The organism is Arthrobacter sp. B3I4 (assembly GCF_030816855.1).
Classification (GTDB): Bacteria; Actinomycetota; Actinomycetes; order Actinomycetales; family Micrococcaceae; genus Arthrobacter.
In genome coordinates this window covers 2,214,336-2,232,112 of record NZ_JAUSYK010000001.1, presented here as the reverse complement: position 1 = coordinate 2,232,112, position 17,777 = coordinate 2,214,336, and the positions used below count along the sequence as shown (strand labels likewise).

28 protein-coding genes and 1 pseudogene are annotated in these 17,777 nt (G+C 64.5%); 23 read left to right on the top strand and 6 right to left on the bottom strand.

Features of this window, described 5'->3' with window-relative positions; translation table 11 throughout:
• Positions 1-41 precede the first annotated feature (41 nt).
• Positions 42-1,535, bottom strand: coding sequence for a glyceraldehyde-3-phosphate dehydrogenase (locus QFZ61_RS10645; RefSeq protein WP_307035847.1), 1,494 nt, complete (start codon positions 1,533-1,535; stop codon positions 42-44).
• A gap of 280 nt (positions 1,536-1,815) precedes the next feature.
• Between QFZ61_RS10645 and QFZ61_RS10640 the strand changes: the two genes are divergently transcribed.
• Positions 1,816-1,962 carry a hypothetical protein gene (locus QFZ61_RS10640; protein ID WP_307035845.1) on the top strand — a complete coding sequence of 49 codons (147 nt, stop codon included), beginning with the start codon at positions 1,816-1,818 and terminating at the stop codon, positions 1,960-1,962.
• Between the two features lie 111 nt (positions 1,963-2,073).
• Here QFZ61_RS10640 and QFZ61_RS10635 read toward each other — a convergent pair whose 3' ends face one another.
• The 5 genes from QFZ61_RS10635 to QFZ61_RS10615 form a co-directional block, all read right to left on the bottom strand.
• The gene (locus QFZ61_RS10635; RefSeq protein ID WP_307035842.1) at positions 2,074-3,213 is read right to left on the bottom strand and encodes a site-specific integrase; all 1,140 of its coding nucleotides are present in this window, start codon (positions 3,211-3,213) and stop codon (positions 2,074-2,076) included.
• Positions 3,214-3,459, bottom strand: a complete 246-nt coding sequence (locus QFZ61_RS10630; protein WP_307035840.1) for a DUF3263 domain-containing protein — start codon at positions 3,457-3,459, stop codon at positions 3,214-3,216.
• A gap of 419 nt (positions 3,460-3,878) precedes the next feature.
• Positions 3,879-4,241: a hypothetical protein gene (locus QFZ61_RS10625; RefSeq protein ID WP_307035838.1), complete on the bottom strand. Its 363-nt coding sequence runs from the start codon at positions 4,239-4,241 to the stop codon at positions 3,879-3,881.
• A 50-nt stretch (positions 4,242-4,291) separates the two neighbouring features.
• Positions 4,292-4,663: a hypothetical protein gene (locus QFZ61_RS10620; protein ID WP_307035835.1), complete on the bottom strand. Its 372-nt coding sequence runs from the start codon at positions 4,661-4,663 to the stop codon at positions 4,292-4,294.
• Positions 4,664-4,671: 8 nt separating this feature from the next.
• Complete coding sequence (locus QFZ61_RS10615) at positions 4,672-5,145, bottom strand: hypothetical protein (RefSeq protein ID WP_307035834.1); 474 nt, start codon at positions 5,143-5,145, stop codon at positions 4,672-4,674.
• A gap of 252 nt (positions 5,146-5,397) precedes the next feature.
• On the opposite strand from QFZ61_RS10615, the gene QFZ61_RS10610 reads away from it, so the two are divergent.
• The 22 genes and pseudogenes from QFZ61_RS10610 to QFZ61_RS10510 all read left to right on the top strand — a co-directional run bounded on the left by QFZ61_RS10610 (position 5,398) and on the right by QFZ61_RS10510 (position 17,764).
• Complete coding sequence (locus QFZ61_RS10610) at positions 5,398-5,667, top strand: helix-turn-helix transcriptional regulator (protein ID WP_307035832.1); 270 nt, start codon at positions 5,398-5,400, stop codon at positions 5,665-5,667.
• 16 nt (positions 5,668-5,683) lie between these two features.
• Positions 5,684-5,860, top strand: a complete 177-nt coding sequence (locus QFZ61_RS10605; RefSeq protein ID WP_307035830.1) for a hypothetical protein — start codon at positions 5,684-5,686, stop codon at positions 5,858-5,860.
• The gene (locus QFZ61_RS10600; protein ID WP_307035828.1) at positions 5,857-6,129 is read left to right on the top strand and encodes a hypothetical protein; all 273 of its coding nucleotides are present in this window, start codon (positions 5,857-5,859) and stop codon (positions 6,127-6,129) included. Before QFZ61_RS10605 ends, QFZ61_RS10600 begins: the two co-directional genes overlap by 4 nt.
• A complete protein-coding gene (locus tag QFZ61_RS16965; RefSeq protein WP_373427148.1) occupies positions 6,116-6,322 on the top strand; it encodes a helix-turn-helix domain-containing protein in 207 nt (68 codons plus the stop codon). The genes QFZ61_RS10600 and QFZ61_RS16965 overlap by 14 nt, the downstream gene beginning before the upstream one ends.
• Positions 6,319-6,534, top strand: coding sequence for a hypothetical protein (locus tag QFZ61_RS10595; RefSeq protein ID WP_307035827.1), 216 nt, complete (start codon positions 6,319-6,321; stop codon positions 6,532-6,534). The genes QFZ61_RS16965 and QFZ61_RS10595 overlap by 4 nt, the downstream gene beginning before the upstream one ends.
• Before the next feature lie 122 nt (positions 6,535-6,656).
• A complete protein-coding gene (locus QFZ61_RS10590; RefSeq protein WP_307035825.1) occupies positions 6,657-7,004 on the top strand; it encodes a hypothetical protein in 348 nt (115 codons plus the stop codon).
• Positions 7,001-7,153, top strand: a complete 153-nt coding sequence (locus QFZ61_RS10585; RefSeq protein ID WP_307035823.1) for a hypothetical protein — start codon at positions 7,001-7,003, stop codon at positions 7,151-7,153. Before QFZ61_RS10590 ends, QFZ61_RS10585 begins: the two co-directional genes overlap by 4 nt.
• Positions 7,150-7,275: a hypothetical protein gene (locus QFZ61_RS10580; RefSeq protein ID WP_307035821.1), complete on the top strand. Its 126-nt coding sequence runs from the start codon at positions 7,150-7,152 to the stop codon at positions 7,273-7,275. Before QFZ61_RS10585 ends, QFZ61_RS10580 begins: the two co-directional genes overlap by 4 nt.
• Before the next feature lie 73 nt (positions 7,276-7,348).
• On the top strand, positions 7,349-7,519 hold the full coding sequence (locus QFZ61_RS10575) for a hypothetical protein (protein WP_307035819.1): 171 nt from the start codon (positions 7,349-7,351) through the stop codon (positions 7,517-7,519).
• Entirely contained in the window at positions 7,516-8,364 is an 849-nt protein-coding gene (locus tag QFZ61_RS10570) for a hypothetical protein (RefSeq protein ID WP_307035817.1), read from the top strand. Before QFZ61_RS10575 ends, QFZ61_RS10570 begins: the two co-directional genes overlap by 4 nt.
• The gene (locus QFZ61_RS10565) at positions 8,364-8,582 is read left to right on the top strand and encodes a hypothetical protein (protein WP_307035815.1); all 219 of its coding nucleotides are present in this window, start codon (positions 8,364-8,366) and stop codon (positions 8,580-8,582) included. Before QFZ61_RS10570 ends, QFZ61_RS10565 begins: the two co-directional genes overlap by 1 nt.
• Entirely contained in the window at positions 8,579-9,535 is a 957-nt protein-coding gene (locus QFZ61_RS10560; RefSeq protein WP_307035813.1) for a hypothetical protein, read from the top strand. Before QFZ61_RS10565 ends, QFZ61_RS10560 begins: the two co-directional genes overlap by 4 nt.
• A complete protein-coding gene (locus QFZ61_RS10555) occupies positions 9,535-10,059 on the top strand; it encodes a single-stranded DNA-binding protein (protein WP_307035811.1) in 525 nt (174 codons plus the stop codon). Before QFZ61_RS10560 ends, QFZ61_RS10555 begins: the two co-directional genes overlap by 1 nt.
• A 78-nt stretch (positions 10,060-10,137) precedes the next feature.
• Complete coding sequence (locus tag QFZ61_RS10550) at positions 10,138-10,440, top strand: glutaredoxin family protein (protein ID WP_307035809.1); 303 nt, start codon at positions 10,138-10,140, stop codon at positions 10,438-10,440.
• 192 nt (positions 10,441-10,632) lie between these two features.
• Positions 10,633-11,625, top strand: a pseudogene (gene dnaN / locus QFZ61_RS10545) (DNA polymerase III subunit beta); the annotation flags it as partial.
• Positions 11,625-12,014 carry a hypothetical protein gene (locus QFZ61_RS10540; RefSeq protein ID WP_307035807.1) on the top strand — a complete coding sequence of 130 codons (390 nt, stop codon included), beginning with the start codon at positions 11,625-11,627 and terminating at the stop codon, positions 12,012-12,014. The pseudogene dnaN and the gene QFZ61_RS10540, both read left to right, overlap by 1 nt.
• Positions 12,011-13,561, top strand: coding sequence for a DNA cytosine methyltransferase (locus tag QFZ61_RS10535; RefSeq protein WP_307035805.1), 1,551 nt, complete (start codon positions 12,011-12,013; stop codon positions 13,559-13,561). Before QFZ61_RS10540 ends, QFZ61_RS10535 begins: the two co-directional genes overlap by 4 nt.
• A complete protein-coding gene (locus tag QFZ61_RS10530; RefSeq protein ID WP_307035803.1) occupies positions 13,558-16,092 on the top strand; it encodes a DNA methyltransferase in 2,535 nt (844 codons plus the stop codon). Before QFZ61_RS10535 ends, QFZ61_RS10530 begins: the two co-directional genes overlap by 4 nt.
• 74 nt (positions 16,093-16,166) lie before the next feature.
• Positions 16,167-16,574 carry a hypothetical protein gene (locus tag QFZ61_RS10525; protein WP_307035801.1) on the top strand — a complete coding sequence of 136 codons (408 nt, stop codon included), beginning with the start codon at positions 16,167-16,169 and terminating at the stop codon, positions 16,572-16,574.
• Positions 16,575-16,743: 169 nt separating this feature from the next.
• Positions 16,744-17,154: a hypothetical protein gene (locus QFZ61_RS10520; RefSeq protein WP_307035799.1), complete on the top strand. Its 411-nt coding sequence runs from the start codon at positions 16,744-16,746 to the stop codon at positions 17,152-17,154.
• Positions 17,151-17,471: a hypothetical protein gene (locus QFZ61_RS10515; RefSeq protein ID WP_307035798.1), complete on the top strand. Its 321-nt coding sequence runs from the start codon at positions 17,151-17,153 to the stop codon at positions 17,469-17,471. The genes QFZ61_RS10520 and QFZ61_RS10515 overlap by 4 nt, the downstream gene beginning before the upstream one ends.
• Positions 17,468-17,764 (top strand): hypothetical protein, encoded by a 297-nt coding sequence (locus QFZ61_RS10510; RefSeq protein ID WP_307035796.1) that lies wholly within the window; start codon positions 17,468-17,470, stop codon positions 17,762-17,764. The genes QFZ61_RS10515 and QFZ61_RS10510 overlap by 4 nt, the downstream gene beginning before the upstream one ends.
• Positions 17,765-17,777: the final 13 nt, after the last annotated feature.

The window sequence follows — 17,777 nt, the reverse complement described above, 5'->3', positions numbered from 1 at the left end:
CGATTCCAGAGAAACGGCCGGGAAAGATCAACCCTGGGTGGCTAGCCGACCTGGACCGGCAGGCCTGCGGCCTCAAGAACGGCGGCGGCGTCCTTGGCGGGGAACGACGGGGGGTTCACGCCGGCCATTTCCTCCATAACGCGGACCACCTGGCAGCTGTAGCCGAACTCGTTGTCGTACCAGACGTACAGCACAAGGTTTTTCTCGTTCGAGATGGTCGCGAGGCCGTCAACGATGCCGGCGCGGCGGGAGCCGACGAAGTCGGTGGAGACCACCTCGGGCGAATCGATGTAGTCCACCTGCTTGCGCAGCTCGGAGTGCAGCGACATTTCCCGCAGGTAGTCGTTGACCTCATCCTTGGTGGTGCCGTTTTCCAGGCTCAGGTTCAGGATGGCCAGCGATACGTCCGGGGTGGGCACGCGGATGGAGCTGCCGGTCAGTTTTCCGAGCAGCTCCGGCAACGCCTTGGCCACTGCCTTGGCAGCACCGGTCTCGGTGATGACCATGTTCAGCGCGGCGGACCGGCCGCGGCGGTCGCCCTTGTGGAAGTTGTCGATCAGGTTCTGGTCGTTGGTGAAGGAGTGGACCGTCTCAACGTGGCCGTGCACGACGCCGTAGCGGTCATTGATGGCCTTCAGCACCGGCGTGATGGCGTTGGTGGTGCAGGACGCCGCCGAAACGATCTTGTCCTCGTCGGTGATCGTCGCGTGGTTGATGCCGTGCACGATGTTCTTGAGCTCGCCCTTGCCCGGAGCGGTCAAGAGCACGCGGGCAACGCCCTTGCTCTGCAGGTGCTGGGACAGGCCCTCAGCGTCGCGCCAGCGGCCGGTGTTGTCGACCACCAGCGCGTCCTGGATGCCATAGGCGGTGTAGTCCACGGTGGCGGGGTTGTCCGAGTAGATGACCTGGATCTGGACGCCGTTGGCGGTGATCGTGTCGTTTTCCAGGTCGACCTTGATGGTGCCCTCGAAGGAGCCGTGCACCGAGTCACGGCGCAGCAGGCTGGCGCGCTTGCTGAGGTCATTGTCCGAGCCGCGGCGGACGACGATCGCGCGCAGCCGCAGCCCGTGGCCGCCACCGGCCTTTTCGATCAGGAGGCGGGCCAGGAGCCGGCCGATGCGGCCAAAGCCGTAGAGAACGACGTCGGTGCTGGTGCGGTCGTCGCCGCCGCGCTTGCCGACGACGTCGGCGAGTTCCTCGCGCAGGAACTCGTCCAGGCTGGCGCCGTTGCCTTCGGCGCGGTACTTCTCGGTCAGCCGGGCGATATCGATGGCGGCAGCGCCGAGGTCCAGCTTGGTGAGGGCATCGAGCAGGGGCGCGGTCTCTTCGAGGCGCAGCTCTTCCTTGCTCATCCGGCGGGCGAAGCGGTGCGCCTTGAGAATGTTCATGGTGGACTTGTTGATCAGGCTCCGGCCATGGATGGACGTCACCACGTTGTTTTCGCGGTACAGCCGGCCGATCACCGGAATCATGGCCTCGGCGAGCGCCTCCCGGCCCATCCACGTATCAAGACAAGAATCTGACGTCTGGCTCACAGAACTACCTTCCTAGAATCCACCACATACGTCCTCGTACGTGGAAGTCGGCTGCCGGCGGGTCTCCGGAACCTGGGCGGCACGGGGATTCGGTCCACCCCGCCCGCCTGCGTCGAGCGCAAAGAGAAAGCCACCGGCTGCGAACGCAGAACCGATGGCAGAACTTCTACGTTCACTCTCCATTCTAGGGCGGCCCTGTGGTACCGACGGGCGGGGACGGCGTGAAATCACTCACACGCCCTTGCACGCCCTCCCGAGTCCCCCGACGTAGGATGGCCGAATGGGACTCATCGTTGCACTACTTGTCATCTGGCTCATCCTTTCGATCCTGGGCTTCGTCGTGAAGGGCCTGCTTTGGCTGGCCATCATCGGCCTGGTCCTGTTTGTCGCCACAGCGGTATGGGGCTGGGTGAAGCGGCGGGTCTAGGCCTGCTCCGATATTCGGCTTTAACCCCCAAGAGGCTGGCACCGTCGGTGCCGGCCTCTTGCGGTTGGTGGGATGGGTTGACCGATACGCCGGGTTCTGACTAATTCGCCGCTACTGTGGGGATTCCGGCCCGGTCATGGGCAAATCATGGGCAACCAGGCTAATCAGCCCATCCGTTAGGGCAGCCGCCCGGGTGTCATCCGACGGCCACAAATGCGCGTAGGTCTTCAACGTCTCCGTCGCATCCTTGTGTCCGAGGCGGTGGGCAACGGCCACGACGGACATGCCCCCGGAGATCAGCTGGCTCGCGTGATAGTGGCGGAGCTCATGCCACCCGTCACCCAGACCCGCCACCTTCTTCCGTACGTCGCGCCATGCCTCCCCTGCGGTGCCCCTCATGATCGCCCTGCCGGACGAGTGAAACACGACGTCCCCAGCACCCTGCGGCCCTTCCCGGAGATCTTTGAGCAGCTGCATGGTCTGGGCGCCAACATGGATTCGGCGCCGACTGGACTTCGTTTTCAACGGACCCCACTCCGGGGCGGACGAATTGTTCCCCACGAGCTGCCTGTCCACACTGATCATCGATGCGTCAAAATCGACCCGGTCCCAGGTCAGACCGCGCAGCTCGGAGGATCGCAGGCCGGTAGCGGCGCAGAACACCACCATGGGCCGGTACGGCCGCCAGATCCTGTCAGCCAGCTCCTGCACCGTCTCCGTGCGCAACGGCACGACTGCGACGTCCTCCACCGTTGGCAGCCGGATCCCCACGCACGGACTCACGGCCACAACGCCGTCAAGGACCGCGGCCTTGTACATGGACGCCAAGTACCCGTACGTGACTTTCACCGTGGACGGGGCCAGCGTTGCGGACCACTCCCCCACAGCTTCCTGCACATCGGCGCGTTGGATAGCGTCCAGCGCCCGGTGCCCGAAGCTGGGCAGAATGTAGTGCTTGAACTTTGGGGCGATCTGCCCACGCGAGGATTGGCGCTGATGCAGCTGGTTCTTCTGCCACGTGTCGGCGTAATCGGCGAGCAGGACCTTGCGGCGCTTCGCCACGTAGGTGCCACGGTTGATCCCGGTGACCTGCTCGGCGAGGAAGTCCATGGCCGCCGCCTTCGTGGCGAAGCTCTTGCGGTGCTTGTTCTCCCCCGGAGGGGTCCACTCGGCCCGGTAGCGCATGCCCTTGCCGTAGACGGGTGTGCGGGTTCTGTCTTTCCGGACCCAGAGGTCTTCTACCCTGGCCAATCAGACCAGCCTCCGCACAGGAGGTCGCTGCCGGGTCTGCGTGCGCTGGTCCTTGAGCCTGCCGACGGCCTGCGGGTTCCAGGCGTACGCATCCGGCAGGTCAAGGATCCGGTTCACTTCCTGCCAGAACCGCGTGCCGGACAGGGCGTATTCTTCGCGGGCCTGCCGTTCCCGGGCGGCCGGGTATTTGAATGGTGCGGCCGCGAGCCGGATCAGACCTTTATCGCGGCCAGTCAGCGTGTCCATTGATCTCCTTTCGGAAGTAGATGAGTTCCTCCAGAGTGAGGGATTGTTCGAAGGCGCGCACATCGTCGGGCATGACGTGGAGCCGGTGCGCGATGGACACGAGGTCGTCCGTGATGCGGGCAGCGTCGATGAAGGCGGCCGGGCGGATGATGTGGCGGGGCGGCCCATGCGCGGGCCTGCTGCTCCTGCTTAGGGGTGCAACCGATGTGGCGGTAGTGCGCGTGCCCGAGTTCGTGCCAGGCCGTCGAGCGCAGCTGCACGTAGCCGAGGTCGGGCCTGAGGGTGATGCGGTGGTGGTCCGGGTCGTAGCTTCCCCACCAGCCATGCGGCGGGTATCCGGATACGATGCGGACGCCCATCTCCTCCGCTTTCCGTTCGAACCCCATGGGGCAAGAACTTACAGCGGGTGTCTGACAGTTTTAGCGTGAGGCTTTGGAACGGTAGGCCGACTGCAGTTCCCGGGACATGCCGACCAGCAGGTTTTGCGCGGAATCCGGGAGGTCGCGGGCGCCGGCCAGCACGAGGGCCGATTCGTCCGGGCCACCCATGTTGAGACCCAGGTCCTTGGCGCAGGCGCCGACCACTTCGCCGACGGTGACGTTGAGGCCGCGGGCCAGGCCCAGGATGGTTTCCGGGTCCGGGAAGAGCTTGATGGGAGCGGTGGAGATCTGCTGGAGCCGGGACTGGGTGGGGATGCCCCCGCAGTCACGGGACAACTCTACGTTGTTCCGCTCACCGCGGAGGTTTTTGATGAGGCTTTGCAGCGCCTTACCTTCTGACATGGGTGTGGTCCTTTTCGTGGGTGATGCTTGTGGAGCTGGCGACGGATGGGCTAGCTGGTAAGCAGCTGGCCGCCGAGGGCGCTCTGGGCTTTCTCTGCCTGGTACTGGTCAGCGGCGATCAGCCAGTTCTTTCCTTGCACCCAGCGCCGGCCAGCCTTCAGGGGGTTCTTTTGCTTGATTTCCTCGCGCTTGGCATCCGAGGTGAACATCATGACGATGCCCGTGGGTCCGCACTGGTCCTGGGTCCAGCCGTTCTTCTCGATGTTCGGTGCCGTGCCCGAGCACTTCACTCCGTCGCCGACGGCCTGCTCGTACGCCTTGCCCAGCTCGCTGATGTCCTTGTATTCGGCGTCTTTGGTGACGCCGCAGCCGGCCAGTGCCATGCCGGCCACAACTGTCACGACGACGAGGTGTCGTTTCAATGGTCCCCCTACGTATCTTCTGGCAGTTGGTCGTGCCCGATGTGTTCGTCGGCTTCGCGGGCTGCGAGCCGGTAGTCGTCCTGGTTGGTCTCGGTGCTGGCGACCTCGAGTTCGAGGCGCCGGATGGTGCGGTTCTCTTTGAGGAACACGCGGGCTATGTCGATGATCACTTTCCGCTGTTCGGGCGATAGCGTGTCCACGTCCGGGGGAAGCTGGTCGGCAAGCCGGGCTTGCGGCGGTACTTCGTTGGCTGCTTCATAAACCTGTGCCACTGGTACTCCTGATAGTCGCGAAAGCGCCTCCAAGGTCTTGCGGCTCGGACGTGACGTGTACGTGCCGGCAATGATCTTGTCGACTGTCGTGTAGGACAGTGTGAGACCTTTTCGTTCTGCTATTCGGCCCAGCTGACGCCCCCTAGCGCCCCCGTTGTTGTCGGAAGCCGCCTGGGCGATTTCCTTCAACGTCTTTGGTGTGCTGTCCATGGGCTTCATCCTCATACCGGTTGTACTACTTGTGCCAACAATCGAAAGTTTTCCAAATACAAGTAAATCCCCTGCATCCCTGTATTTGCGGGGCAAACAAGCGCGTGTTGTTGACAAGTAAGCGACAAGTGCGGCACGCTTCACTTGTCAGCAAATGCGAAAGGATGAAAGATGTACATGTACCAAGGAAAACTCAAGGACCGGCGCTGCTCAGTACGCCGGCCAAGAACACGACTCCGGGGGGAGGTCTTTATGAAGCCCATCAGCACGGCCACGCTCAAGAAGCGTCGGGAACGTGAAGGCTACTCGCAGCGCCAGCTAGCGCTGCTCTGCAAATGCACCCAGGCTGCGATCTCCGCACTCGAATGCGGGACCATGACGCAGTGCTCCGAGGACCTTGCAAACCAAATCGCCAAATGGCTGCGCCGTGACGTCGACGAGCTCTTCATCAAGAACGTCGACTCACGCGTGCCGAGAATGACAAACGCGGCAGGCACCAAACGCCAGCTCGCCAACGCCTAACCCAGACAGGACACCCATGGCAGACACATCCACGATCACCACTGTCGCCGCACCGACCCAGGCACTGAGAGACCTCATCGAAGGCAACGCCTGTGCAATGGTCACGGCCGACGAACTCCACAACGCCCTACTCGATCTGGAAACGCTCATGGGCTGGACACTCACCAAACCAACAGAAGCGGAGCTCTCGTGACGCAAGCAGCCGTCCTCGAAGAGGACTGGAAGGCGAACGCCTTCGACCACCTTGAAGCCCTGGCCAAATCAGGGGCCACTTTCACCGCCGACACACTCCGGGCACGAGGTGTTGGGGAGCCCCCGCATCCCAACCAGTGGGGCAGCGTCTTCGGGACGGCGAGCCGCCGCGGGATCATCACCAAGGCGGACTACTCCTCCAGCACCAGGAAGTCACGGCACGGAGGGTTCCTCCACGCATGGAGAGGGGTGCCCGATGCCGGCGCCTAGCCCAACACTCCCCCGCCGGGCGTACACGCTGCAGGAAGTCGCAGAGATGCTGGCCGAACCGGTCCAAACCATCAAACGGCACTGCCAGACGCAGGCCCTCCGCGGGGCGTACAAGACGGGCGGAAAGACGAGCCCGTGGCGGATCCCACCCAAAGCGATCGACCACTACCAGGCGACGAGGAGTAACCAGTGAGCAAGGATGAAGCGCTTAGCACCTTGGCGTCAGCGCACGAGGCTGCGGTGGAGGCGGAGTCAGCTGCGTCCGCGGCCCAGGATCGGAAGCGGGCCGCCGTGCGGCAGGCATTCGACGCTGGCTGCACTGCCCCAGAGGTGGCCGCCGTGCTGGGCTCGTCGGCGCAGTGGGCGTACCAGCTGAGGGATAAGCCGCCGCTCAACGCGGCGTAAAAACAAGTTGCGCTTGTTTTTGTCACAAGTAGTAGATAGAGTCGGGTCATCAACAAAAAGAGGTCCACGGGCTGCAACCCATGGACCTCACGCCCACCGAAACCACGAAAAGGATCACTTCGATGAACGAGTACGAGTTTACCAAAGAACAGGCCGTAGCTGTGGCACGGCATCTGATCGTAGGGTACTGGGAATCCCACAACAACGCCGACCAGGACGCCGAGCGTCTCGCCTGCCGCCTGACCGGCGCACTCGAAATCTTCGTGCTTCCGTCTGATGTCGAAAACGCTTTCAACTGGCTCGACGACCTAGCCCGGCTGGCAGACAACACGCACGACATGCTCGTGGTCAACGCCGCCGGCACCCTCGACAACTCCGCCGAGCTCGCCGACTACTTCGAATCCGAGCTGACGACAGCGATCAACGACGTCGTCTCCAGCTTCAAAACCCGATACGAGCTCGCGGCGTGAACGACCACGACGCGATCGACCAGATCAACGCCGTCCTTGACCGGCACTTCCGCGGCGAACTCACCCAGGCCCAGACTCTCGCCCAGATCTGCACCATCACCGGTCAGAACAGCATCCAGCACGCGGAAGCAAAGAAGGAGCAGCCATGATCTGCAAGCGCATCCACCTCACCGCACGCGGCGAATGGGTCCGCGACGGGCTCGGTGCCCTGGCCGCCTTCCTCGTCCTCCCGGGCACCGTCCTGATCGCCGGGAAGCTGGCCGGACTGTGAACGCCTGCGAGCACCCGGCCACCACGTACGACAAGGGCGCGATGACGTGCTCGGCCTGCGGAACGGACCTGTCATGACGGTCTGCTATTGCGGCGGCCACTACCGCTGCGAGACCTGCCGCCTGGACGTCTGCTTCTGCCCCGGCCACGAAGACCCAACCCCGCAGCACGCCACCCCCGACTACACGCACCCCGCCCGCCCCGGGATCGACGCCCGGGCCCAGAAATTGGAGCTGACACGATGACCACCAAGACCAAAATTCCGCCGAAGGGGTTGACCTTCACCCACAACGGGCACCGGTACAAGCTCGACGGGCTCCCCGTCACCGGAGTTACCACCATCCTGAATGGCGGCATCCCGAAGCCGGCACTCGTCTACTGGGCCGGGAAAACCGTTGCCGAGTACGTCGAAGCGAACCCGGCGGAGATCGACTCGCTCCGCAGCCGGGACGACGTCGACATGGTCCGGGAACTGGCAGCCATCCCGGCGAAGGTCCGCGACGACGCAGGCGTTCGCGGCACCGCGGTGCACGACTTCGCCGAAGCCCTGGCCACCACCGGCACCGTCGAAGGCGTCCCGGATGAGCTGGCCGGGTACGTCGAGGGCTACGCGGACTTCCTTGACCGCTTCCAGATCACCCCGCTCCTCATGGAGCGGCCGGTCGCGTCCCGCAAGGACTGGTACGCGGGGAAGTTCGACATGATCGCCACCTCCCCCCTGCTGAACGACGGTATGCCGGTCATGATCGACCTCAAGACCTCCAAGTTCGTCTACGGCGAAACCGGGCTGCAATGCGGGGCTTACTCGCTCGCCGAGTTCTACATGGACGAGGACGGCAATGAGCACCCCATGCCGGAGATCGTGGCGACCTACGTCGCCCACGTGACGCCCATGGACCGGGCCGGCGAGAACGCCCGGTACGGGGACGCCCCGCTCGGCACCACCCTGTACCCGCTCGCGAAGAACCGGGACGAGATGAAGGGGCACTACGCGATGTTCCTGGCCGCGGCCTACACCCACAAGACCACCAAGCTCCGGGAAGCCATCGTCGGCGCCCCGGTCACGCCAGCCGCCCAGGTTGCAGCGTGATGGCCACCTTCGAGTACGTCGACCACGAACACGAGCGCGGCCTCTCCCTCTACTACGAGGACGAAAGCATCGCCCTCGATACCTGGGACCGCAAGCGCCACCCCAGCGGCGACCACGAGATCCTCCTCAACCCCGCCACCGTTGAACTCCTCATCGAAACACTCACAACCATGCAGGCTGGCATCCGCAGCCGCTACCAGAAAGCGATCGAAGCATGAGCGAAGTAGCAATCCCCCAGGCGGCCCCCGTCGCCGCATTCAACGCCGCCGGCCTCGCGCCGACCCCCGCGACCGTGTCACTCATGGAGTGGGCGCAGGAGCTCGGCGCCGCCCATCAGCTCGGCACCGCGCTGTGCAGCACCGAGTTCGTGCCCGCATCGTTCCGTGGGAAGCCGGAAGCCGCGGCCGCGGCGATCCTCGCTGGCAAGTCTCTGGGCCTCGACCCGATGAACGCGCTGGCGAACATCTTTGTCGTCTCCGGACGCCCCTCGATGTACGCCCGCACCATGGCCGCCCTCGTCATGCAGGCAGGGCACACGATCCGCCGGATCGAAGCGACCGAGCAGCGCGTCATTTACGAAGGCCGCCGCAAGGGCGAGACCACCTTCACCCGCGTGGAGTGGACCATCGCCCGCGCACAGAAGGCCGGGTACACCTCGAACAAGAAGTACCAGACTGACCCCATCGGCATGCTCACCGCGAAGTGCCAGGCCGAGATCTGCCGTGTCATCGCCCCCGACGTGCTCACCGGTATCGCGGCGACGTCGGTCGAAGAGGTCGAGCTCGACGACCTCGGCGAACAGGCGCCGGCCGAGACTGAGGCGCCCAAGGCGAAGCGCACCATCAAGCGAGCAGCTGCGCCAACACCGGACCTCCCCAACGTAGTCCACGAGGCCCCGCAGGATGAGCCTGAGTCGGAGCAGCCCGCCGAGCCGCTGGCCACCACTGCCCAACTCACCAAGATCCACGTCATCCTCGGCAAGCTCGGCGCCAGCGACCGCGAATCCGGTCTGGCGGAGCTCTCCAACTTCACGGGCCGAGCCATCGTAACGTCCAAGGACCTGACGAAGGCTGAAGCCTCACGGTTCATCGAAGAGGCCGAGAACCCGCCGGTCGATGAGCAGGGCGAGCTGGACGCCGACGCGCAGTGGCTTGCAGGGGCGTCGAACTGATGGCGGGCGAAACCACGATCACTGTGATCGGCAATCTCACGAACGATCCCGAGCTTCGCTTCACCCCTTCAGGGTCGGCGGTCGCAAACGGCACTATCGCTTCGACGCCGCGGACGTTCGACCGGCAGAAGAACGAGTTTGTCGACGGGGAGACCCTGTTCCTTCGTTACTCGGTATGGCGGGAGGCGGCTGAGAACGTGGCCGAGTCCCTCACGAAGGGCATGCGCGTGATCGTGTCTGGCCGGTTGAAGTCCCGCTCCTACGAAACTAAGGAGGGCGAGAAGCGGACCGTGATCGAACTGGAGGTCGACGAGATCGGCCCGTCCCTGCGGTACGCGAACGCCAAGGTGAACCGGACGCAGCGGCAGAATGCTGCCGGGGGCGGCGGTAACCAGAGCTCCGGTGGCGGCTGGGGCGGCAATCAGGGCTCGACCGGCAATAACTCGCCGGACGCCTGGGCCACACCCGGAGCGAGCACCGCCGGCGGATGGGCCAACGGCGCCGACGACGAACCACCCTACTAAACACCCCCGACCCCTCGCGGACGCCTGCCCTGGGAAACCAGTCGCAGGCGTCCGCTACCAGTCCAACTAGGAGAACCCTTGACTGTCACCGACCTCACCCAGCGCATCCAGGCACGCGACGGCGTCGCCGTCGTCCTCTACAGCAAGCCGCAGTGCCAGCCCTGCCGGATCACTAAGAAGAAACTCGACGACGCAGGCATCTATTACACCGAAGTCGACGTCACCGTGGACGCCAGCGCTCTTGCTTACGTCAAGGAGACCCTCGGCTACACCGGCGCCCCCGTCGTCTACGTCTCGACCCTCGACGGCGACCACCACTGGTACGGGCTCCGCAAAGACCTCATCGAAGAGCACATCACCCACCGGGCAGACGCCGCATGAGCGGGCAGGAACGTTGCCCGTCCTGCAACGGGGTCATCAACCCGCAAACGGCCGAGTGCCGCTGCTCCGACTAAGAACGCTGCTCCCACTACGAAAGTGACCTCACCTTGAAATTCACCCTCACCGCGGACGCCCTCGCCGACGCCGCCGCATTCGCTTCCAAGGGCATCAGCGCCCGCCCCTCCAGTCCCCGTCCTCTCCGGCCTCCTGATCGAAGCCCAGCAGGGCGGTCTCCGCATCAGCGGCTTCGACTACGAGAAGTCCGCCCGCACCCAGGTCGCTGCTGAGGTGGCCGAGCCGGGCACGGTCCTGCTGCAGGGCCGCATGTTCACCGACATCATCCGAAAGTTCGGCAAGAAGACCGTCACCGTGACAGTCGACGACCGCCGGGCCACGCTCACGGCCGGATCGGCGGTGTTCACCATGGCCGCGATGCCCGTCTCCGAGTTCCCGCCCATGCCCGACCTCCCGCCCGTTGCGGGCAAGATCGACGGCGACGTGTTCGCCGCGGCCGTCGGCCAGGTCATCGGCGCCGCCTCCACCGACGACTCGGTGCCCGTCCTCATGGGCGTGCAGATCGTCTCCGATGGCGACGAGCTGACCATGCGCACGACTGACCGGTACCGACTAGCCGAGGTCACCATCCCTTGGCAGCCCGCCGGAGGCGACGTCGACCTCCTGGTGCGTGCATCTTGGCTCACCGACGTCGTCAAGACTCTGGCCGGGGAAGCGTCCTTCCTTGCGGACGGGAACCTCGTCGGCATCCGCACGGGTAACCGCGCCACCACGGCGATCATGCTCGACGGCGACTTCCCCAAGATCAAGACCCTCTTCCCGGACACGACCGCGACTGACGTCACCGTGGACCGCGCAGAGTTCGCCGACGTCCTCGGCCGCGTCTCCCTCGTTGCCGAGCGCAACACCCCGGTCCGGCTCACCACCAAAGACGGCTCCATGACCGTGGACGCGGGCACCGGCGAAGACGCTACGGGTACCGAAACCATCCAGTGCCTCGTCTCCGGAGACGACGTCGAGGTCGCGTTCAACCCGATGTACCTCGCATGGTCGCTGGCCGTCACCCCGGCGTCCGCCGTCGTCCTCGGCTTCCAGGACAACACCAAGAAGCCCGCCCTCGTATCCGGCCAAGAAGGGCTCCGCCACCTCCTCATGCCGGTGAGGCTCTAATGGCCGAGCAGACGCCAGCCCAGAAGCTGGCCGAGATCCGGAAGACCCTTACCCAGGCCAAGCGCGCCGAGCAGAAGGCCGTGCTGGAACTTCCCCGAGAGGAATGGAACCGGGACTACCAGTGGCGGAAAGGCCGCACCCTCAGCGGCTCGAAAACGGTGGACGTCGACGTTGATTTCGAGATCGAAAAAGAAGACCTCGAAGCCCTCGGCTACCACCACGAAGACGACTGCGGCGGCAGCTACGACGACACGGACGTTCCCGACCACGAGACGAACCGCCGACGACTCTCCGACTGGCACGAGCACGCGCACGGTCTGACCCTCTGGGCCAGCTGCGTTTACGAACCCTGCAACCACCTCACCGACGAATTCAGGAAGACACCATGAGCCTCACCATGACTGACATGTTCTGCGGCGCCGGCGGCAGTTCCACCGGAGCGACGTCGCTCCCAGGGATCACCGTCAAGACCGCCCTCAACCACTGGGACAAGGCACTGGAGTCCCACAACGCGAACCACCCGGACACCATCCACGTCCAGGCCGACATCAAAGAAACCGACCCCCGCTACATCGGCCACTCAGACATCCTCTGGGCCTCCCCCGAATGCACCAACCACTCCGTGGCCAAGGGCCGGAAGCGCATCACCAACCAGCCCGACCTGTTCGGCGACGCCCTGCCCGACGAGGCCGCCGACCGATCCCGCGCCACCATGTGGGATGTCCCCCGGTTCGCCGAAGTCCACAAGTACCGGGCCATCATCACCGAGAACGTTGTAGACGCCGCCAAATGGGTCATGTTCGACGCCTGGCTGATGGCCATGAAGTCACTCGGCTACGAACACCGCATCCAGTACCTCAACTCCATGCACGCCCAGCACGGCGGCCTCCCCGCACCCCAGTCCAGGGACCGCATGTACGTGCTCTTCTGGCTCAAAGGCAACAAGGCGCCGGACGTGGAAAAGTACTTCCGGCCCAAGGCCTACTGCTCGAGCTGCGACGAGATCGTGGACGCGCTGCAGGTGTTCAAGAAGACGGAGCAGTGGGGACGCTACCGGGCCCAGTACGTCTACCGCTGCCCGAAGGCCGCCTGCCGTAACCAGGTTGTCGAGCCGGGCTGGCTGCCGGCCTCCCACGCGATCGACTGGTCACTGCGCGGCGAGCGCATCGGGGACCGAAAGCGCCCCCTCGCCGACAAGACTCTGGCGCGGATCCGGGCCGGGCTCGCTAAGTACGGCAACCAGCGCCTGGCCATCGACTCCGTGCGAGGCTCGCAGATCCTGACACCGGTCGATCGTGAAGCGTTCGCCACGCAGACGACGAGCTACACGCGGGGGCTCCTGACCCCACTCATCGTGAACAACCTGAGCGGATCGGACAACACCCGCACGGCCACCGTCGGCGATCCCCTCCGGACCCTCGTGGCCGGCGGCCTGCACGAGTCGCTGCTCATTCCCGTGGAGGGCCGCGAAGGGAAACAGGCTCAGGCCGTTCACGAGGCGATGCGGACCCAGACCACCCGCAACGAGACCGGGGTCCTCACGGCGCCACGGGACCACATGCTCATGGAGTACTACGGCAACGGTCAAATGCACCCCACCTCCAAGGCAATCCCGACCATCACCACGCATGACCGGTTCGCGATGATCACCACCCTCCGCGGCACCAACGCACCCAAGGACGTCGGGCAGCCGCTCGACACGTTCGCCGCCAACGGGCTCCACCACGGCCTGGCCGAATGGAAAGTCCCCGACATCGACAACTGCGAGTTCCGGATGCTCGAACCCCACGAAATCAAGGCAGGCATGGCCTTCCCGAAGGAATACATCATGCTCGGCAACAAACGCGAACAGGTCAAGATGGCCGGCAACGCCGTCACACCCCCGGCCGCCCGTGACCTCGTAGCCTGCATGGCGGAAACGCTGGTGGCCTCATGAGCGAGTACACCGAGTTCTTGAAGGCGAAGGCCGACTTCGAACGTGACTATGGCCAGCCTGTCCCGGCGACGGCCGTTAACCCCATCCTGAAAGACCACCAGCGGGACATTGTCCGCTGGGCGGTCGAAGGCGGGCGGCGGGCGATCTTCGCCGCGTTCGGCATGGGCAAGTCCATAATGCAGCTGGAGACGCTGCGGCTCACCCTCGCGCACGCCGGCGGCCGGGCCCTGATCGTCGCGCCCCTCGGGGTCCGCGGCGAGTTCATCCGCGACGGCCGCAAACTCGACATCGACGTGCGCTTCATCCGCCGGGCTGAGGACATCGACGGCGACGGCATCTACATCACCAACTACGAGACCGTCCGCGACGGGAAACTCGACGTCAACGAGTTCACCGCGGTCAGCCTCGACGAGGCCGGGGTGTTGCGCAGCTTCGGCTCCAAGACCTACCAGACCTTCCTCAGCCTCTTCGCCGACGTCGCCTACCGGTTCGTGGCCACTGCGACCCCGTCACCCAACCGGTACAAGGAGCTCATCCACTACGCCGGGTTCCTCGGCGTCATGGACACCGGCCAGGCGCTCACCCGGTGGTTCCAGCGCGACTCCACGCAGGCGAACAACCTCACGCTTTACCCGCACAAACGGGAAGAGTTCTTCATGTGGCTGAACTCGTGGTCGATCTTCCTGCAAAAGCCCTCCGACCTCGGCTACTCCGACGAAGGCTACGATCTGCCGCCGCTGGCCATCGACTGGGTAGAGGTCCCCGTGGACCACACGACGGCCGGAGTCGATCGCGACGGGCAGGCGCGGCTCTTCCGCGGCGGCGCCAAAGACCTGCAGGGGGTGGCCAAGGAGAAACGTGACAGCCTCCCCGCCCGGATCGCGAAGCTCATGGAAATGGTCGCCGCGCACCATGCGAGCGACGACGGCCAGATCATCCTCTGGTGCGACCTCAACGCCGAACAGGACGCGATCGAGGCGGCCCTCAAAGCCGCCGGCATCAGCTACTCCAGTGTCCACGGCTCGCTCGACACCGATGAGGCCGAGCGGCGCCTCGACCAGTGGCGGGACAAGGAGACCTACGCCCTCATCGGGAAGCCTGTGATGCTCGGCCAGGGCCTGAACCTGCAGCAGGCCAACGTCGCCGTCTTCGCCGGCGTCACCTACAAGTTCAACGACACCATCCAGGCCTGCCACCGCATCCAACGCTTCGGCCAGACCCGCCCCTGCACCGCGCACCTCATCCACGCCGAATCCGAAGGCGAAGTCGTCACCGCCCTGAAAGACAAATGGGCGCAACACAGAGAGCTGACCTCCACCATGACCGACATCATCAAGCAGTACGGCCTCTCCCGGAACTCGATCACCGAAGCACTGACCCGCACCATGGGCGTCGAACGCATCGAAACTTTCGGCGAAGGCTGGACCCTGGCCAACAACGACTGCGTGGACGAAACCACCCACCACATGGCCGAGAACAGTGTCGACATGATCGTCACATCCATCCCGTTCTCCAACCACTACGAGTACACGCCCGACTACAGCGACTTCGGGCACACCGACGACAACGACCACTTCTGGGCGCAGATGGACTTCCTCACCCCGCAGCTGCTGAAGGTCCTCAAGCCTGGCCGGATCTACGCCTGCCACGTCAAGGACCGGATCAACTTCGGCAACGTCACCGGCGCTGGCATCCCCACGGTCTCCCCGTTCCATGCCGAGGCGCTCTTCCACGGGGTAAAGCACGGCTTCGACTACATGGGGATGATCACCGTCGTCACCGACGTCGTCCGCGAAAACAACCAGACCTACCGCCTCGGCTACACGGAGATGCGGAAGGACGGCACGAAGATGGGCGTCGGCTCCCCCGAGTACATCCTGCTCTTCCACAAGCCCCAGACAGACCGGTCGAAGGGGTACGCGGACGACCGGGTGGTGAAGTCCGTTGACGACTACTCGCTGGCACGGTGGCAGGTCGACGCACACGCGAACTGGCGCTCCAGCGGCAACCGGCACCTCACCCCTGACGAGCTCGCAGGCCTGCCCGTCGAGCAGCGCTCTAGGCTGTTCACGGAGCAGACCCTGACCGAGGTCTACGACTACGAAACCCACGTCCGGATTGGCGAGGCGCTGCAGGGCAAGGGCGCGCTCCCGGCCACGTTCATGTCCCTCATGCCCGGGTCCTGGGCGCCGGATGTCTGGCACGACGTGAACCGGATGCTCACCCTCAACGGCGAGCAGAAACGCCGCAACGTCCAGATGCACGTCTGCCCGCTCCAGTTCGACATCGTCGACCGGCTCATCGAGCGGTACACCAACCCCGGAGACCTCGTGTTCGACCCCTTCGGCGGCCTCGGAACCGTCCCGCTCCGGGCCCTGAAGCTCGGCCGGCAGGGCCGGTCGAGCGAACTGAACCCCGGATACTTCCTCGACTCCGTCAAATACCTCGAAGCCGAAGAACGGAAGCAGGACATGCCCACCCTGTTCGACCTGGCCACAGTGGAAGACAACACCTTCAAGGCCGCCGTTTAGCCATGCCCGCAGTAACCAGTCGCGCTTGTTGCAAAACGGGCGCGGCTGGTTCAGCACCACCAGAAAGGACCATCGTGGAGAAGGCTGACAAGGACAAACGGCCATACATCACGGTCACGAATGAGCTGTTCCGGCACCCAAAGTTCCGACGCCTCTCGGACAAGGCCAAGCTCTACCTGCTGGAGCTGTGGGGCACCTGCAACGAGTTCCAGACGGACGGCCTCATCGAGCACGCCGTCCTCCACGCCCAAGGGAAGAAAGTCGCCGACGAGCTCCTCAACGGCTGGGTGGAAACCACCAAAACCACCGGTGTCTACTACATGCACGACTACCTCGTGCACCAGAAATCAAAGGTCGAGATCGAACTGCACAAGGCGAAGAAATCCACCGCCGGGGCAATAGGGGCGCACACCAGGCACCACGAAAAAAAGGGCATCGTCGACATCAGCTGCGAGTACTGCCGAGCCTCCCGAACCGGTTAGCACCTGCTAAAGCACCTGCCATAGCAAACCCTTAGCAGCGGATTAGCACCATTAACCACTAACCACTCTTACTCACCTAAGAGATAACGCTCATCACTGTTTTTACTCACCAGTTGTAAGAAGAAATCAGTCAATCGTCACCTAAGTGACGCGGGAAGGACGTGAACACTTGACTGACCACCAGCCCATCACCAAACCCCAGGCCGAGGCGCTGGCCGGGATCCTCCACCAGCTCCGGCCCGAATGGGGCACCCCAGCACTCATGACCCTCATCGGCCGGAACCGGGACCACCCCGCCCCGTACCCGCTACTCGTCCTCGCAGCAGTCACCGCAGCGAACCGCCGCAACCCAGACGGCACACACACCGCCCGCACCCCCGCAGTCATCTACCAGCCAGGCCGCCACTGGGACCACCCCATCGGCGAAACCCCCAACCCCCAACCACCAGGGCCGCCCTGCGAAGACCACCCAACCTTCCAGGCCCACAACTGCCGCTGCTGCTGGGCAGACATCAAAGCCGGACTCAGGCCCACAGAGGCACTCGGCAAACACCACACCGAAAAGGAGCAAGCATCATGAGCATCTGGAACCACGACCTCCCCAGACTGACCGAAAAGCAGAGGGCCGCGCTCGAACTAGCCGCACGCAGGGTCGAGAACATGCATGGCTCGCACCTCGGCTTCTGGGGAATTGTGTACGCCGAAGAAGTGCGCCCAGGACGCGGCCACGACATCACCGCGTGGGCGGCAGACGGCGAAGCGATAGCCACCCAGTACCTCGACCCCTACGGCAACGGACCCCTCGTCTTCAGCCAGACCGAACTCATCCACAACGACGCCGACGAAGACCACCACGACGAAGACGGCAACTGCGAATGCACAGGAGCGAAGGCATGACCATCCAGACCCACCCCGTAGGGGCAACCACACACCACACAGAGCAGACCCTCCGAGCGCGCTACCAGGAAGCCCTCGACGTGTATGAGGCGTGGTCGGATCGGGTCCGTTCGTCGGGTGGTCAGGACAGGGTGGCGGCGGAGTTGCAGCGGGATGATGCGTGGTCGTGGGTGGAGACCACGCGGGTGGAACTGGAGGCGTTCCGTGCGGCGCATCGCGAGCGGGCCGCGGCGCCGGGCTGGACGCGTCCGCACGGGCGGTCCGGGGTGGTTGGCCGTCCGAACCGTTGCTAGGCCCTCAGAAACG

What these genes read in the sequence shown, in the direction of transcription:
- QFZ61_RS10535 (WP_307035805.1), top strand. Translation starts at nt 12,011, where the DNA reads ATGAGCCTCACCATGACTGACATGTTCTGCGGCGCCGGCGGCAGTTCC.
- QFZ61_RS10625 (WP_307035838.1), bottom strand. Translation starts at nt 4,241, where the DNA reads ATGTCAGAAGGTAAGGCGCTGCAAAGCCTCATCAAAAACCTCCGCGGT.
- QFZ61_RS10605 (WP_307035830.1), top strand. Translation starts at nt 5,684, where the DNA reads ATGGCAGACACATCCACGATCACCACTGTCGCCGCACCGACCCAGGCA.
- QFZ61_RS10590 (WP_307035825.1), top strand. Translation starts at nt 6,657, where the DNA reads ATGAACGAGTACGAGTTTACCAAAGAACAGGCCGTAGCTGTGGCACGG.
- QFZ61_RS10570 (WP_307035817.1), top strand. Translation starts at nt 7,516, where the DNA reads ATGACCACCAAGACCAAAATTCCGCCGAAGGGGTTGACCTTCACCCAC.
- QFZ61_RS16965 (WP_373427148.1), top strand. Translation starts at nt 6,116, where the DNA reads ATGCCGGCGCCTAGCCCAACACTCCCCCGCCGGGCGTACACGCTGCAG.
- QFZ61_RS10510 (WP_307035796.1), top strand. Translation starts at nt 17,468, where the DNA reads ATGACCATCCAGACCCACCCCGTAGGGGCAACCACACACCACACAGAG.
- QFZ61_RS10560 (WP_307035813.1), top strand. Translation starts at nt 8,579, where the DNA reads ATGAGCGAAGTAGCAATCCCCCAGGCGGCCCCCGTCGCCGCATTCAAC.
- QFZ61_RS10540 (WP_307035807.1), top strand. Translation starts at nt 11,625, where the DNA reads ATGGCCGAGCAGACGCCAGCCCAGAAGCTGGCCGAGATCCGGAAGACC.
- QFZ61_RS10515 (WP_307035798.1), top strand. Translation starts at nt 17,151, where the DNA reads ATGAGCATCTGGAACCACGACCTCCCCAGACTGACCGAAAAGCAGAGG.
- QFZ61_RS10555 (WP_307035811.1), top strand. Translation starts at nt 9,535, where the DNA reads ATGGCGGGCGAAACCACGATCACTGTGATCGGCAATCTCACGAACGAT.
- QFZ61_RS10530 (WP_307035803.1), top strand. Translation starts at nt 13,558, where the DNA reads ATGAGCGAGTACACCGAGTTCTTGAAGGCGAAGGCCGACTTCGAACGT.
- QFZ61_RS10580 (WP_307035821.1), top strand. Translation starts at nt 7,150, where the DNA reads ATGATCTGCAAGCGCATCCACCTCACCGCACGCGGCGAATGGGTCCGC.
- QFZ61_RS10640 (WP_307035845.1), top strand. Translation starts at nt 1,816, where the DNA reads ATGGGACTCATCGTTGCACTACTTGTCATCTGGCTCATCCTTTCGATC.
- QFZ61_RS10575 (WP_307035819.1), top strand. Translation starts at nt 7,349, where the DNA reads ATGACGGTCTGCTATTGCGGCGGCCACTACCGCTGCGAGACCTGCCGC.
- QFZ61_RS10610 (WP_307035832.1), top strand. Translation starts at nt 5,398, where the DNA reads ATGAAGCCCATCAGCACGGCCACGCTCAAGAAGCGTCGGGAACGTGAA.
- QFZ61_RS10565 (WP_307035815.1), top strand. Translation starts at nt 8,364, where the DNA reads ATGGCCACCTTCGAGTACGTCGACCACGAACACGAGCGCGGCCTCTCC.
- QFZ61_RS10630 (WP_307035840.1), bottom strand. Translation starts at nt 3,459, where the DNA reads ATGGACACGCTGACTGGCCGCGATAAAGGTCTGATCCGGCTCGCGGCC.
- QFZ61_RS10615 (WP_307035834.1), bottom strand. Translation starts at nt 5,145, where the DNA reads ATGGACAGCACACCAAAGACGTTGAAGGAAATCGCCCAGGCGGCTTCC.